This is a genomic window from Bacteroides sp. CAG:189 (assembly GCF_000432295.1).
In the GTDB taxonomy this organism is placed as follows: Bacteria; Bacteroidota; Bacteroidia; order Bacteroidales; family Bacteroidaceae; genus Bacteroides; species Bacteroides salyersiae.
Genome location: NZ_HF991026.1, coordinates 3,602 through 17,485 on the forward strand (window position 1 = coordinate 3,602; position 13,884 = coordinate 17,485).

At 40.7% G+C, this 13,884-nt stretch carries 8 protein-coding genes and 1 pseudogene; 8 read left to right on the plus strand and 1 reads right to left on the minus strand.

Annotation, left to right across the window (positions count from 1 at the left end; all coding sequences use genetic code 11):
• The 8 genes from QVP90_RS05005 to QVP90_RS05040 all read left to right on the plus strand — a co-directional run.
• The coding region (locus tag QVP90_RS05005; RefSeq protein WP_288203960.1) for a RagB/SusD family nutrient uptake outer membrane protein at positions 1 to 1,237 on the plus strand (1,237 nt) is incomplete at its 5' end.
• Between the two features lie 30 nt (positions 1,238 to 1,267).
• Positions 1,268 to 2,194 carry a hypothetical protein gene (locus QVP90_RS05010; RefSeq protein ID WP_007478781.1) on the plus strand — a complete coding sequence of 309 codons (927 nt, stop codon included), beginning with the start codon at positions 1,268 to 1,270 and terminating at the stop codon, positions 2,192 to 2,194.
• A gap of 115 nt (positions 2,195 to 2,309) precedes the next feature.
• Positions 2,310 to 4,148 (plus strand): thiol protease/hemagglutinin PrtT, encoded by a 1,839-nt coding sequence (locus QVP90_RS05015; RefSeq protein ID WP_005926106.1) that lies wholly within the window; start codon positions 2,310 to 2,312, stop codon positions 4,146 to 4,148.
• A 396-nt stretch (positions 4,149 to 4,544) separates the two neighbouring features.
• Positions 4,545 to 7,553: a SusC/RagA family TonB-linked outer membrane protein gene (locus QVP90_RS05020; protein ID WP_224206859.1), complete on the plus strand. Its 3,009-nt coding sequence runs from the start codon at positions 4,545 to 4,547 to the stop codon at positions 7,551 to 7,553.
• A gap of 19 nt (positions 7,554 to 7,572) precedes the next feature.
• Entirely contained in the window at positions 7,573 to 9,222 is a 1,650-nt protein-coding gene (locus QVP90_RS05025) for a RagB/SusD family nutrient uptake outer membrane protein (RefSeq protein ID WP_005926063.1), read from the plus strand.
• Positions 9,223 to 9,586: 364 nt separating this feature from the next.
• Positions 9,587 to 10,123: a hypothetical protein gene (locus QVP90_RS05030; RefSeq protein ID WP_005926061.1), complete on the plus strand. Its 537-nt coding sequence runs from the start codon at positions 9,587 to 9,589 to the stop codon at positions 10,121 to 10,123.
• A gap of 39 nt (positions 10,124 to 10,162) precedes the next feature.
• Positions 10,163 to 11,425 carry a GTPase HflX gene (gene hflX / locus QVP90_RS05035; protein ID WP_007478779.1) on the plus strand — a complete coding sequence of 421 codons (1,263 nt, stop codon included), beginning with the start codon at positions 10,163 to 10,165 and terminating at the stop codon, positions 11,423 to 11,425.
• A gap of 123 nt (positions 11,426 to 11,548) precedes the next feature.
• Positions 11,549 to 13,540: a DUF4954 family protein gene (locus QVP90_RS05040; protein WP_021935822.1), complete on the plus strand. Its 1,992-nt coding sequence runs from the start codon at positions 11,549 to 11,551 to the stop codon at positions 13,538 to 13,540.
• 174 nt (positions 13,541 to 13,714) lie between these two features.
• On the opposite strand, the pseudogene QVP90_RS05045 reads toward QVP90_RS05040, so the two are convergent.
• Positions 13,715 to 13,884: pseudogene (locus QVP90_RS05045) on the minus strand (IS256 family transposase); the annotation flags it as partial.

Consider the following 13,884-nt stretch of genomic DNA (forward strand, 5'->3'; position numbering starts at 1 on the left):
TCCTGCTGATACGGATAATACGACATTGCTTCGTTATAAAGCGCAGGCAAAAGCGGTTCGTGCATTCGATTATTTATGTATAGTTCCTTATTTCCAGTTTAAATACAAAGGGAATGAAGACAAGCCTACCGTTCCTCTTGTAACGCATGATATGGAAGGAGATCCGTCAAGCAATCCACGTGCAACAGCAGAAGCTGCTTATAAATTAATCATGGATGATTTGAATGAGGCGATTGACATATTCAAAGACTTAAACTACACCCGTTCTTCTAAAAACGAAGTGGACTTGAATGTGGCTTATGGACTTCGCGCCCGCGCCAATCTGTATATGGAAAATTGGGCCGAAGCAGCATCCGATGCTCAGGAAGCAATGAAGGGATATGCTCCCTATACTCGTGAAGATGTTTCCAAACCGACATTTATAGATCATAAGGCTGCAAACTGGATATGGGGAGCGATCATAGCAGAAAGCAACATTCAACGTCAGCTTACTACCTGGCCGGCTGCTTATAGCTCTTTCGCCGGTAGAGGATATGCAACCGGACAAGGCTGTTATAAGATGATCAATAACTTGTTATTCCGGAAAATCCCACATACAGACGTACGTAAAGGCTGGTGGGTAGACGAAAATTTACATTCGGACAATCTGGCTGATTTGACTTGGGGAGATGCAATTGGCGATGAAATCGCATCATTATCTATCCCGGATGTAAAAGTTCCGTTTGCGCCTTATACCAATGTAAAATTTGCACAATACGGTGGAGTAGGTAATGATAAAAATGCAGGTGACTGGTGTATGATGCGCTATGAAGAGATGTTGCTGATTGCCGCCGAAGGTACGGCTATGGCAGGGGATCTACCGGGAGGTAAGGCTATTTTGGAGAACTTCATAAAAGCTTATCGTGATGAAAATTACGTATGTACTTCTGCAGATGCAACTTCTTTCCAGAATGAAGTTTGGTTCCAACGCCGTGTAGAACTTTGGGGTGAGGGATTCTCGATGGCAGACATCATGCGTCTCGGCAAAAATATCGTACGTGTAAGCAGTGCGGTAACAACCAATTTTCCTGGTAATTTCGCATTTAATATTGCATCCAATGATGGTTGGTTATTGATGCGTATACCTCAAGATGAGACTAATAGTAATGCCGGTATTCCTTTATCAGCAAATAATAATGGCGGTCGTCAACCTCAACCGGGAGACGGTGCCGGCTTGAAAGATGGTGTAACGGACTAATAATAATCGTTTTAAATAAATATGAAGAATATGAATAAATATATTAAATTTGCAGTATTAGGAGTATTGTCATGGGCTCTTGGTGCTTGCTCTGATGATCTTGAGAGAGACCCCTCTCCAACGGTAAGTCCTGATTGTGTCGGTGTTTATTTCTCTGAATCCAATACCTATAATTATGAACTCGATCCGGCTATCACTTCATTAACTCTAACTGTAGGCCGTGATAAAACGGACGGGGCAGTGACTGTACCTGTAAAAGTGATAAACAATTCTAATAATGTTTTCGTAATTCCGGAGTCGGTATCTTTTGCAGCCGGTGAAGCAGAGACAACTATGGTAGTTACGTTCCCGAATGCAGAAATGGGAGTTGAATATAGTTTTGAGTTGACTTTTGATTCCGATTATGTCAACCCGTATAAAGGAGCAAGTCTGGCCAAAACCAGTATACAACGTATCAAATGGGAAAGTATCGGTATGGGTGTTTATGTAGATGGTACTGTTTCCACTTTCTTCGGAGTTAGTCCGATGGCAGTAGGGATCGAGATTGAAAAAGCTGATTTGGGAAGTTCTATGAAATATCGTTTTAATAACGCTTATGCTCCGGCAGAATATTATATTAGTAGAGATCCTGTAATATATGACGGATATCCCTATAATGAAACATTCCTGGGAGAGCGCCAGTTTGTATTGACATCTACTATTGATGGGGTGACGATGCAGGTCGCAAAAACCGGTCTAAACCTGGGGTATGGTGAGATGATAATTGGTACTGTTTATGGAAACTTGTCAAATGACATTAAAACATATCCATTGGGGACGATTGCAAACGATGTGATAACGTTCCCTGCCAACTCTCTCTTTATTCAGGATAATGATGGCGCAGCTCCCGCCAGCAAAAATCCAACGAAATTATATTTAAGCATTGATGTTTATAAAGCGAGTCTTACAGCTGAATAATAGCTGACTTTGACAAATTGAAATCCCCTTGCTCTTCTCAAAAGTAAGGGGATTTTTATTCTGGAGATTAATAGTTGCCGAGTATCGAACCTTTATTATATAAAAATATATATTTATGAGACGTAATCTGTTTTGGCTTTTTCTTTTTTCATCATCATTGTTATGGGCAGATAATGTAACCGTGTCGAGAGCGGAGCAATTAGCCCGCACATTTTTCGAAAATCAGGAAACAACCCGTTCCGTTGAAACGAAATATGAATACGTATGGAATGGTGAAAGCGCGCAAACGCGTACTGATGCCATACCGGCCTTTCATGTTTTCAATCGTATTCCTCAAGGCGGGTTTGTTATTATTGCCGGTGATGATGTGGCAGTTCCTGTATTGGCATACAGCAATACTGGAAAATTTGAGGTTGAAAACATGCCATCTAATTTACAAAACTGGATGACATGCTATCGGGAAGAGATTAATTGGAGCAGAGCACAAAATAGGGTTCCGTCTGCATCAATAACAGCACTGTGGAACAGTTTGGAAAATGGATACTTATCAGACAATGCAGAAAATGAAGTGCTGTTGGAAACTGCTCTATGGAACCAAGGCACTCCTTATAACAAAATGTGTCCGCCGATAGATGGGATTATAGCTCCAACGGGTTGTGTAGCAACTGCATTGGCTATCGTCATGAAATATAACCGTTGGCCGGATAAAGGAAATGGCGCTACATTTTCATATACGACACGGACTTATGAAAGAACCGTTTCTGCAAATTATACGGTAACTTACGATTGGGACAATATGCCGGATATTTATGAAGAAGGTGTTTATACTCCGACGCAAGCCAATCAGGTGGCAAGGTTGATGTATCACTGTGGTGTGCTTTCCCAGATGGATTATACACCTAAAGAAAGTGGAGCTTTCACTTTGATAGCCGCCCGGGGAATGGTAGATTATATGAAGTATGATAAAAGTATGACTGTACTGGAAAAGGAATGGTACACAAGTGACGAGTGGGATGCTTTGTTAAAAGCGGAATTAAATACCGGCCGTCTTGTGATTTATGGTGGAAGTAATAGCCAGCGTGAGGGGCATCAATTTGTTTTTGATGGTTACAAAGCCGATAGGTATCATGTAAATTGGGGATGGGGCGGCACAGCTAACGGGTATTATTTATTATCAACGCTGGAGCCTGACCAACAAGGTATAGGAGGTAATTCCGGCGGAGGATTTTCTATCGGACAAAATGCAATAGTAGGTATAAAGAAAGCTGAAACCGGTTCAAGCTATCGTGATATGCTGGCCTTTTTTAAAGGGAGTTCAGGTGGAGTTACTTATAGCGGATTATCTACGACAGAAACAAAATTCTTACCTAATACTCAGTTTGATGTAATGGCTGCGTTTATAGCGAATTATGGTCTTCGCAATTTTGCCGGTACCATAGCCTTAGCATTGGTTGGCGAGAATGGGGATGTAAAAGAGTTTATATCCAGAGAATATGCCGTTTCTAAATTGGAGGCAATGGATGGTAACAGCGGAAGTATGCCCGGTAGCGGATATTCGCTCACCTGTACCATTACCAAAACTCCGGAAAGCGGTGATCGGATTTGGTTAATGTATCGTGCAAATGATGTTGAAACATGGAGTCAAGTGAAAGGAGGTCGGGATGTAACTACAGAAATTGTAGTAAAAGCAGGAGGAACAGGTCTAAAAAAAACGGAGCAAAATAATATATCGAATGTTATCGTCACAAATGATAATAACCGGATTTTTATAAAATCTCCTGTAACAATGACAATGTTGATGATCTATGATATAAAAGGACAATTACAAAAGGCAATCGAATGCCCGGAAAACGTAGAGTTCAATTTTTCATGCGAAGATTACGATTCCGGCATATATATACTAAAGGTAATTACTACCGAAGGGGTAAGTTCCGCTAAATTTATTAAGAATTGATTGCTGATTTAAGGAGGATATAAACGAATAACGTTTATAATATCTTACATCAAAGAAAGGGTAATTATCGTATTTCGACAGTTACTCTTTTTATTGTTCTGCTCATTTATAAAGTAAATTAATTAGTAACGGACATATTATTAGTGACTTAAAAGTATATCTTCAATACGACACAAATAAGATAAGTAATTTATAATCTACTATAATACAGGTGGTTATATTAAAAACAAAGTACTGTAATAGTAGAAATGACTAAAACAAAGTTTTACTACAAAATAGTTAACATTTTTATTTTCAGCAAGTTATATTCTTTTCAATATTCTTTTATTAGTTCTTCTTGCTTTTGTATCTATATGTATATCAGTACAATAACATACTGATAGTTCTGCAAAGACTTTGCAGATTTCTTACATCGGAATGCAGACACAGGAAGTGGCGATCAAACCGACTGTAAAGGTTGTGCTAAAGTCTGATGCACAGTCACTTGAAGAAGTGGTAGTAGTGGCTTATGGTACAGCCAGTAAAAAGTCTATTACAGGTGCTGTATCTGCCCTGGATGCAAAAGATATAGAGATGCGTCCTGTTACCAATGCCGCCGGTTCATTGGAAGGTTCGGCACCGGGTATCCAAATCAATAATACATATGGTGAGCCCGGAAGCGACAAAATGTCTATTCGAATCAGAGGCTTTAGTTCTGTGAACGGTGAGAACTCTCCTTTGATTGTTATCGATGGAACTCCTTATAGCGGTAGTCTCAATGACGTTAACAGTGATGATATCGAAAGTATCTCGGTATTGAAAGATGCTGCTTCTTCTGCTCTTTATGGAAATAAGGCAGCCAATGGTGTCATACTTATTAATACCAAAAGAGGTAAATCGGAACGCCTTAATTTCCGGGTTAGCATCAAACAGGGTATGTATATGCGTGGTCTTCCACAATATGATCGGTTGGGTATCAAAGATTGGATGGAAACTATGTGGAAAGGGGAAGCTGAATATGCAGCCATAGACATGGCTGACAAGTTGGGCTCTATGACACCGGGAGAATATGCAACTAAGAATGTGATGGGAATTATCAAATCGAATATATTTGATGCGGCAAATGATAAGTTATTTGATAGTAACGGTAATTTCATCGCTAATGTACTTCCGGGATATGACGATTTGGATTGGAGCAAAGAAGTGGAACGCACCGGACACCGTCAGGAATACAATATGAGCAGTGATGTCGCAAAAGACAAATATGACGTATTTGCATCATTCGGTTATTTGAAAGAGCAGGGATATACTATCAGTTCTGATTTTGAACGTTTCTCCGCTCGTCTGAATGCTAATTTCCGTCCGGTGAAATGGTTTAAGGCAGGTGTCAATCTTAACGGAGCTGTCAGTAAGAATAATTATTCGGAGGGGGCCAGCGAAGGTGGAGCAGCATATGCTAATCCGTTTTATCAAACTATGATGATGGCACCGGTGTACCCGATATACAAACATAATGCCGATGGTAGTATTATGACTGACGAAGAAGGAAGTAAAGAATATAATCTGCACATTGGAGGTGCCAATGATTACTTGAATGACCGTCACATCATTTATGAAATGAAAAATGATTTTGACCGTAAAAATAGAACCACAATCAGTGGACAGACTTATGGTACTGTTTCATTTTTAAAAGATTTTGAAGCGACGGTCAAGGGAGATATTTATACATATAATCAAAACCGGGTACGTTTTAATAATACCAATGTAGGAGACGGTGCGGCCAATAACGGACGATTGTTTAACTATGATGACCGCCAGCGTGAATATCGATTCAGTCAGGAACTTTATTGGAAACATGACTTTGATTTTCATCATGTAGATGTGTTGTTGGCACACGAAGCATATAAAATGACTTACTCGTTGAATCAGTATTCCAAAACCAACATGATGCTTGAGGGGAATACGCAAGGTTCCAATTTTGCAGAAACTACAAGCGCGACCGGATATGAGGATAATTATACTACGGAAAGTTATTTGGGAAGAGCACGTTACAGTTATGCTATGCGTTATTTTGCAGATCTCTCATTTCGTAGGGACGGTTCATCCCGTTTCAGAGATCCTTGGGGTAACTTTTGGTCAATCGGTGCCAGTTGGATCATTTCGGAGGAGAATTTTATGAAATCACTCAATTGGATTAATAACTTAAAGCTTCGTGCTTCTTATGGTGAAGTGGGTAATGACCAAAGTGCTGCTTATTATGCTTATCAGGCATTATATCTGGCTGATACCAATGCACACCAGGGAGCATACATCAAGAGCCAGCTTGCCAATCCTGAATTAAAATGGGAAAAGTCCAGTTCTATTGACATTGCGTTGGAAGGAAGACTGTTTGATCGTTTGAACTTTTCTATCGATTATTTTGACAAACGTTCCAAAGATCTGTTATTCGATGTTTATAACCCGTTGTCGGCTGGTCCTACGGATCTTTGGGGAACCACTACGGTTGATCCTACCGGACGTTCTATCATAACTAAAAATATCGGTACTGTATCCAACAAAGGAGTGGATTTGGCATTGGATGCTGATATTATCTATAATAAGAATTGGCGTTGGAATTTAGGTGTCAATCTGACTTTCCTTAAGAATGAAATAGTCAAACTGCCCGATCATAAAGACATTACTAAAGGGGTGCAGAAGTTGAGTGAGGGTAAGAGTATCTATGAGTTCTTTACTTACACTTATGCGGGTGTCGATCAAATGGATGGTATGGCCATATATGTAGCCGATCCGGAAAAAGTGACGGACGATAATATCAGTAGTGGAAATGTTTTTGAAATCAATGGTCAATATTATTGTTATAATCCGGGTAGTTACGGCCTTCGTGAATGGCATGGCTCTGCTCTGCCAAAAACTTACGGCAGTATCAATACTTCGTTGACTTATAAAGGAATTTCTTTATCTATGTTGGGAACATTCTCTTTAGGAGGGAAAGTGTATGATACGAATTATGCCAGTTTGATGGGAATGTCTGCCAATAGTGCATCGGCATTACATGAAGACATGCTTCAATCATGGAATGGTACTCCCGAAGGTATTACAGAGACATCTCCGAATCGTATCGATCCGAACGGAATTCCTCGTGCAGCCATGTCTACTGCTTCTCAATATTTTGGTATATCAAGTTCCCGGTGGTTACAGAATGCATCTTATTTCGTGATGAAGAATATTAACTTGGGATATGATTTCCCATCTAAAATTACTAATAAATTGAATATAGATGGTTTACGTGTCTATGCTTCAGTCGAAAATGCATTTACAATTGCTGCTCGTAAAGGTATGAATCCGCAGTATAGCTACAGTGGAGGTGCAGACCAGACTTATGTGACCGCACGTGTTGTCTCATTCGGATTGAACTTGAAATTTTAACCCTAAATAATTCAGAAATATGAAAATTTCGACTAAATATATACTTGCTTCCGCTTTAAGTGGAATATTAATTTTCGGTAGCAGTTGCTCTGACAGTTGGCTGCAGACCGAACCGACCGATCAGGCTTCGAATGAAGCTGTTCTCAGTACGACAGAAAATGCCAAAAAAGCAATCAATGGCTTATGTAAATTGATGAGTATGCAACACGGAGCATATTGGGATTACTTTGCAAATAATGGCGAAGGTACTGTCATACAATACTATTTAGAATATCCGGGGCGTGATTTCAATTATCCGTTGATGTCGCCGGGATGGTCTGTTATATTTAATAATAAGTTTACACAGAATGTAACATCCGGTTACTGTGCTTATCCATGGTACTACTACTATAGCATCATAGGAAACGCCAATACGGTTTTAGCAAATATTGATGCTGCCGAAGGCGAACAAAGCGAAAAAGATTATATTAAAGCCGGTGCACTTACTTTTCGTGCCTATTCTTTCTTTCGCTTAAGCCAGATATATTGCGATTCATGGAAAGAAAGCAATAACGGAGGATCCGAAGGAATTGTTCTGCGTATAGATGAATCTACCGGTGATATGCCGTTATCGACTTTGGCTCAGACCTACGAGCAAATCTATTCGGATCTGAATCAAGCAATTTCCCTGTTTAAAGCTAACGGTGACATTACTCGTGATTCTTTTTATGGAACGTCGGCTGCCTGTTATCCCGATCAGAATGTTGCCGAAGCTATTTTAGCCCGTGTGGCTCTTTCCAAAGGCGACTACCAGACTGCACTCGACAATGCCAAGGCAGCTCGTGAAGGTCGCTCTCTGATGAGTGTATCAGACTATAAGGCAGGATTCTACCAGAACAACAGCGAATGGATTTGGGGAACATTTAATGATGCGCAGGAAACATTGTATTACGGTGCTTTTTTAGTCGTTTTCGCTCGAAACGGTTATTATGCTACCAACCAACATTATCATGTCTGTGTAGCTCGTGATTTTATCGATGAGATATCTGACAGTGATATTCGTAAAGGATTATTCTTACACAAAGGAACATTCCTTCCTGAGGGCAAAACTGTAGAAGAAGTTTTGGATACACAGACTTCCAGTATGGTTGGAATGTTTGCTGACGGTGCTGACGGCGATGAAGCATATGCAAATGCAGAAGAATACATCAAAACCAATTTCTCAGATATGACAGAGACTCCTTATAATGCTTATACCAGCCTTAAATATGCCTGTGAAGGTATGCCGGGAATCGGTTCCATTCCGTTGATCCGGTCTTCGGAAATGTTGCTAATTGAAGCAGAAGCCAATTATTTCTTGAATAGCGGTAACCCTCAACCGGCACGGGATAATCTGATTGAATTGAATAAAACATCCGGCCGTGATCCGGAGTATTCTTGTGACTTGACAGGAGAGCAGCTTTTTGAGGAAATAGCTAAGTATAGACGTTTGGAGCTTTGGGGTGAAGGACATAGTTGGCTCGATTGCAAACGTTGGGGAATTGCTGTTGTCAGAAAATCATTTGCAGAAGGCGGTAACTATGATGCTTCTGTTTCCGGAACATTCGGCTACAAAGACGGAGTATGTGACAAGACATTCTGGAAGTGGTCGATACCTACTGGAGAAACCGACTTGAATGAAGGGTTGTGATCTACTGCTTGAATTGATAATCAATGAAATGTTTAAAGGGTTTCGTCCCTTTACATTATAAATAAAGTGTTTTTGAAAGGCCGTTCTTGTGAAAGAATGGTCTTTTTTTGTATGGCAATGATATCCACCTATACACGATGGCGAGACTTATGCTTTGCCGGTAGACGTTCTGACTAAAGGAGGTTACATTCTTATATTACATTCTGAGGATAAGATTTATCGTGGGAAGTTTATTAAGAAACGATCCGGATAGGTGTAAATATAATTAAATAAAGGTAACCGGTAAGTTTGAAACAAATAGCATTCAAACTTGCCGGTTTTGTGTTTTATTTCTATTTTTGTTTGAAATCACAAAGTTATCTACATGAAGCAGATTGTTTGTATCACGGCCGGTTGTATGTTTTTTGCACTGATGTTGAGTGCTTGTCGTACTCCGGCTACACAATTGAAAGAGGAGCAGAATATGGGAAATCAAATGATTATAGAGACACCTGTACGGGGAGGGTCTGCGGCTGTCAGTTCCCCAAGAGTGTTTGTTTATAAGACTAAAGGCGATTATTCTCATCTGGTTCCGGTATTGATGGACGATTCCCGTACACAAATTCTCTCTTATCCGCATCCGCGTGATCTTTTTATTGGAGGAAAACTCTGCCTGCCGACTCTTCTGAACGATGGCTATTGGTTGGACAACAGGGGAATAGGTCGGAATGTCGCTTTCCTTTCTTATACTTATGAAGAGTATAGCCGATTGTCCTCAGCTCCCTCTATGGAGGAGTTGAAAGCACATATCCGAGATAAAGACCCTATCACTGAATGGCATGAATGCGGACGGCGGGCGGACTATAAAAATATTGTTTCCGAATTAAATAAGCTTATAGAACAAGGCTTTCTGCAAAAATAACTATATATTTGCGCACATATTATATACGAGAAATAAAGAATGAAAGAATTTGTAATCTCCGAAGCTCAGGTCGAAACAGCGATACTTGTCGGTCTTATTACGCAAGCTCAGGATGAGCGTAAAACGAACGAGTATCTCGATGAACTGGCATTCCTTGCCGAGACGGCTGGGGCGGAAGTTGTGAAAAAGTTTACCCAAAAGTTGCCGACCGCCAATTCTGTAACTTATGTGGGAAAAGGAAAGTTGGAAGAGATAAAAGAATATATCCTGAATGAAGAAGAAAACGAACGGGAAGTCGGAATGGTCATTTTTGACGATGAACTTTCGGCTAAACAGATACGTAACATCGAAGCGGAACTGAAAGTCAAGATATTGGACCGTACTTCGCTTATCCTCGACATATTTGCGATGCGTGCACAGACTGCCAATGCGAAAACGCAAGTGGAGCTGGCTCAGTATAAGTACATGCTCCCCCGCTTGCAGCGTTTGTGGACTCACCTTGAACGACAGGGGGGTGGTTCCGGATCGGGTAGTGGTAAAGGTGGCTCAGTGGGACTTCGTGGTCCCGGTGAAACTCAGCTCGAGATGGACCGCCGTATCATATTGAACCGTATGTCGTTGTTGAAGGAACGTTTAGCAGAAATTGACAAACAGAAATCTACTCAACGGAAAAATCGTGGCAGAATGATTCGTGTGGCTCTTGTGGGATATACCAATGTCGGAAAGTCGACCATGATGAATCTTCTTGCAAAGAGTGAAGTGTTTGCCGAGAATAAGCTCTTTGCAACTCTCGATACTACCGTACGCAAGGTAATAATTGACAATTTGCCTTTTTTGCTGTCCGATACCGTCGGTTTTATCCGTAAATTGCCGACGGACCTCGTAGACTCTTTCAAATCTACTCTCGATGAGGTGCGTGAAGCGGATTTGTTGCTGCATGTTGTCGATATTTCCCATCCCGGATTTGAGGAACAGATAGAGGTGGTGAATAAAACCCTGGCCGATATCGGTGGTGCCGGGAAACCTATGATACTTATATTTAATAAAATAGACGCTTATACCTACGTGGAGAAAGCGGCAGACGACCTTACCCCCAGAACAAAAGAAAACTTAACACTCGAAGAACTGATGAAGACGTGGATGGCAAAAATGGAAGACAATTGCCTGTTCATTTCCGCCCGCGAACGAATCAATATAGAAGAACTGAAGAGTGTAGTTTATAAACGCGTAAAAGAGTTACACGTACAGAAGTATCCCTATAATGATTTCCTTTATCAGACTTACGAAGAAGAGGAGGAATAATTATTTAATGTGTCAATACGCCAATGTGCCAATTGCCGTGCGGTGTATTAGTAAATAATATAGTGCGGCCAATTGTCGTATGGATACATTGTTGTATCGGCACATCATTATATTACTTACATTATGGGAAAAATTTACCGAGGATTGACTGAAGACGAAATTCTTCAGTTAAAGAGTCAGTCGTGTCTGGCGGATGATTGGGGAAAAGTCTTTGTAGCAGAAGATTTTACCACCGAGTACGTTCATCACACCCGCTTTTCGGGTGAAGTAAAGTTAGGAGTTTTTCATTCGGATTTTACATTGCCGGGTGGAATAAAAAAACATGCCGGCCTACGTCATGTGACACTGCACAATGTGACAGTAGGGGATAACTGCTGCATTGAAAATATTCAGAACTACATTGCGAACTATGAAATTGGGGATAATGCATTTATTGAAAATGTAGATATCATTTTGGTAGATGGTCGTACGACTTTTGGCAATGGAGTAGAAGTTGCTGTTCTAAATGAAACGGGTGGCCGGGAAGTGCTGATTAATGACAAACTTTCAGCGCATCAGGCTTATATCTTAGCTTTATATCGTCATCGTCCGGAGCTGATAGACCGTATGAAGAAGATTACCGATTATTATTCTAATAAGCATGCTTCCACTGTGGGGACAATCGGTAATCATGTGATGATACTTAATACCGGTTCCATTAAAAATGTACGGATAGGCGATTGTTGTCATATTTGCGGTACATGCCGTTTATCGAATGGTAGTGTCAATAGTAATGCGGTGGCACCGGTTCATATCGGACACGGGGTGATCTGTGACGATTTCATTATTTCTTCCGGATCACACGTGGATGACGGTGCGCTGCTGACTCGTTGTTTTGTGGGACAAGCTTGTCAGTTAGGGCATAATTATTCGGCTTCCGATTCCTTATTTTTCAGTAATTGTCAGGGAGAAAACGGAGAGGCTTGTGCTATTTTCGCCGGCCCTTATACGGTTACACATCATAAGTCGACCTTGCTGATTGCCGGTATGTTTTCGTTTATGAATGCCGGTTCCGGGTCTAATCAGAGTAACCACATGTATAAACTCGGTCCTATTCACCAAGGTACATTGGAACGTGGAGCGAAGACCACTTCGGATTCTTATATCCTCTGGCCGGCCCGTGTCGGTGCATTTTCATTGGTAATGGGACGTCATGTGAACCATGCCGATACATCCAATCTGCCGTTTTCTTATCTGATCGAACAGCAGAATGCCACTTTCCTTGTACCGGGAGTGAACTTACGGAGTGTGGGTACCATTCGTGATGCCCAGAAATGGCCGAAACGCGATAAACGTAAAGATCCGAACAAGCTCGATTATATTAATTATAATTTGCTGAGCCCATATACTATTCAGAAAATGTTTAAGGGGCGTTTTATTTTAAAGGATTTGAAACGTGTATCCGGCGAAACTTCCGAAACTTATTCTTATCAGAGTGCCAAGATTAAGAATTCTTCCCTGAATAGCGGTATTCGTTATTATGAGATAGCCATTCATAAATTTTTGGGCAATTCTATCATCAAACGTCTTGAAGGTATTAAGTTCCAGAGTAACGAGGAAATTCGCCAACGGCTGAAACCGGATACGGAGATAGGTTTGGGAGAATGGGTTGACATATCCGGATTGATCGCTCCGAAGAGTGAAATAGAAAAGCTGATGGCCGGGATAGAAAGTGGTGAAATCAATCGTTTGAAAGAAATAAATGCCCGCTTTGCCGAGATGCACAACAATTACTATACCTATGAGTGGACATGGGCTTATAATAAGATTCAGGAGTTTTATGGTCTTGATCCGGAGACAATTACCGCCAAAGACATTATCTGTATTGTAAAATCCTGGAAAGAAGCTGTTATCGGGCTGGATCGTATGGTGTATAACGATGCACGTAAGGAATTCTCCATGTCATCAATGACTGGTTTTGGAGCTGACGGGTCGCAAGATGAGATGAAACTTGATTTCGAGCAAGTTCGTGGAGATTTTGAAAGTAATCCATTTGTAACTGCCGTACTGGAGCATATCGATGATAAGAATGCATTGGGTGACGAACTGATAAATCGTATCGGACAGTTGGGGTAGGAGTTGGAATTTGGGAGTTAGGAGTCAGAATTTAGGAGCTGGAATATAGTAGTTGGAATATAGTAGTTAGTAGCCAGTAGTCAAGTAGTAAGTAGAGGATGCCTTTCGCTATTTTCTTATTCGGCAGTATCCATAATTTTGTGTAAATAGAAACGGGATTCAGTTATAAGTCTCTTATATCTGAATCCCGTTTTCAAAAATAAGCATAAATTGGTTCATAATCAATCCCCAGTTAGTAATCGGCATTGTCCATTTCTTCTCAATCTCCATCAGAGCGAGGTATACCATTTTCTTCACCGCATCATCTGACGGGAATGAAAGTTTTGATTTAGTGTACTTTCTGA